The 1,729-nt window shown below is 57.5% G+C and carries 3 protein-coding genes; 1 reads left to right on the plus strand and 2 read right to left on the minus strand.

What is annotated here, in order from left to right; genetic code table 11:
* On the plus strand, nt 1-423 hold a 423-nt coding region (locus tag DEQ92_RS23520; protein WP_158547645.1), incomplete at its 5' end, for a hypothetical protein.
* A gap of 370 nt (nt 424-793) precedes the next feature.
* Here DEQ92_RS23520 and DEQ92_RS20820 read toward each other — a convergent pair.
* Both DEQ92_RS20820 and DEQ92_RS20825 read right to left on the minus strand, forming a co-directional pair.
* Nucleotides 794-988, minus strand: coding sequence for a hypothetical protein (locus DEQ92_RS20820; RefSeq protein ID WP_115821711.1), 195 nt, complete (start codon nt 986-988; stop codon nt 794-796).
* Nucleotides 985-1,729 (minus strand): recombinase family protein (locus tag DEQ92_RS20825; RefSeq protein ID WP_199522952.1); only part of this gene is annotated, 745 nt, incomplete at its 5' end. The genes DEQ92_RS20825 and DEQ92_RS20820, both read right to left, overlap by 4 nt.

Consider the following 1,729-nt stretch of genomic DNA (forward strand, 5'->3'; position numbering starts at 1 on the left):
AACATCTACGACAATCGGTTCCTTGACTTGAACCGAGCAGCAGTCCGTGTCGCGGATACGAACTCGAATGCTGACCCCGAAAACCAGAAAGTCTCCATCCAAGACAACACGATACGGGACCCCGTTAGGCCAGGGGATTCGTGGCAGGGGACGGCGTTGGTTCATCTCGACTCGGACAACGAGTCGGGGTACAACAACGGCCCGATATACATCAAGGACAACCGAATCGACGGCCTGGATACGGACCCCGACCCAGACACCACGCCGGTTGCCTATGGGATTAAAGCACCATCGACCTATGATGTCAGAAACGGCCTCTGGGTGGACGGTAATTCGGTCGAGAACGTTGCGACCACCCCTATCGACTTGGGTGGGGCATCTGGCGATGCGACGACGTTCCAGGCCGATAACTTCACTGCTTGACTCTAAGTCAGGGTCTGCAGGCTGATTCTCTTCGCTCTGACTGAAAGAAAAACGGCTCAGTTAGATCACGTCAAGGATATCTTCGCGCTGGTCCCACGAGATGTGGATATCGCAAAGTTCCGATCGAATAGGGGTTTGTTACTTTTATACCTAAATGTGTGGACAAAACGACTTCTCTGATTTAGTTCATATTTTCGCGGCGTGTTGTGAGCAGTATTCTGGATTGGTTTCGTTGTTTGACTGCGGCGGGCACGGCGACGCCCCAAAATCGTGTGTGGAGTGGTGTCTTCCGGGGGCTAATCCCTACCCGAGCGTGTACGAAACCCGGTTCCATCACGGTTCTGCGTGCCCTTCCCGTGGAAATAGTGCGTTAGTCGAACCAGCCGACTGCCCCTCGGCGCGCGAAGAGATTCACGCCGGGATCGAAGTCGCCGTTGACGCAGTTGCAGTCCGGACAGCTCTTCGGTCGGCGCTTCGCCTCGATCACGTGGCCGCACTCGATACACTGCCACTCTCTCGGGTCGCGACCATCAGTGACGATGATGTTGAGGTCTCGGTCGGTCATCGCTGTTCACCTATATCGATTTCATCGAGTGCATCGTCGACGCGATCGTCCTCCGCACGCGCGTTGAGATACCACTGCCGCCGCTCGTCGTCTTGGTAGATATTCGTGAGCCCCTGCCGACTGATCGAGAGCGACTTCGCGACCGATCGGAACGAGTCGCCCCCCTCGAGGCGCTGGATCGCGTTTTCGATCTCGAAGTAACTATCCTCACCGTCCTCGGGCTCGATGATCGGCTGTAGGTAGCCGTCATCGTCGCGACGGAAGCCTGCAGGGACGTTCCCGATCCACTTCCCCTGATCCTTCGCACGCTTCACACCTGCCTTCACACGACGGATCAGCTGCCGTCGTTCCTGCTGGTAGACCATCCCGATGATGTCAGCGACAAATCTCCCTTGGCCGTCGGGCTTCACCTTCTCGACGGCGCCGTCGGTGATGTGGATCGTGACGTCGTGCTCTTCGCAAGCGTCGAAGAACTCCTGGAGGGTCGCGCCGCGACGAGAGATCCGGCTGATCTCCCAGACCACCACGTGGTCGACGTCGTCATTCTTGATCGCGTCGAGCAGCTCGTTGAACTGTTCGCGCTCATCGCTCGTTCCGCTCTCGATGTCGACGTACTGTTCGACGTGATCTCGTGGGAGGCCTTCCTCCTCGATGTAGGAATTGATCGAGTCGCGTTGGTGCTGATCGTCCTGGCGCTCCGTCGACGGTCGGATGTAGGTCCCGATCTGGCCCGAATTTCCC

Origin of the sequence: Haloferax sp. Atlit-6N (genome assembly GCF_003383195.1) — an archaeon.
In the GTDB taxonomy this organism is placed as follows: domain Archaea; phylum Halobacteriota; class Halobacteria; order Halobacteriales; family Haloferacaceae; genus Haloferax; species Haloferax gibbonsii.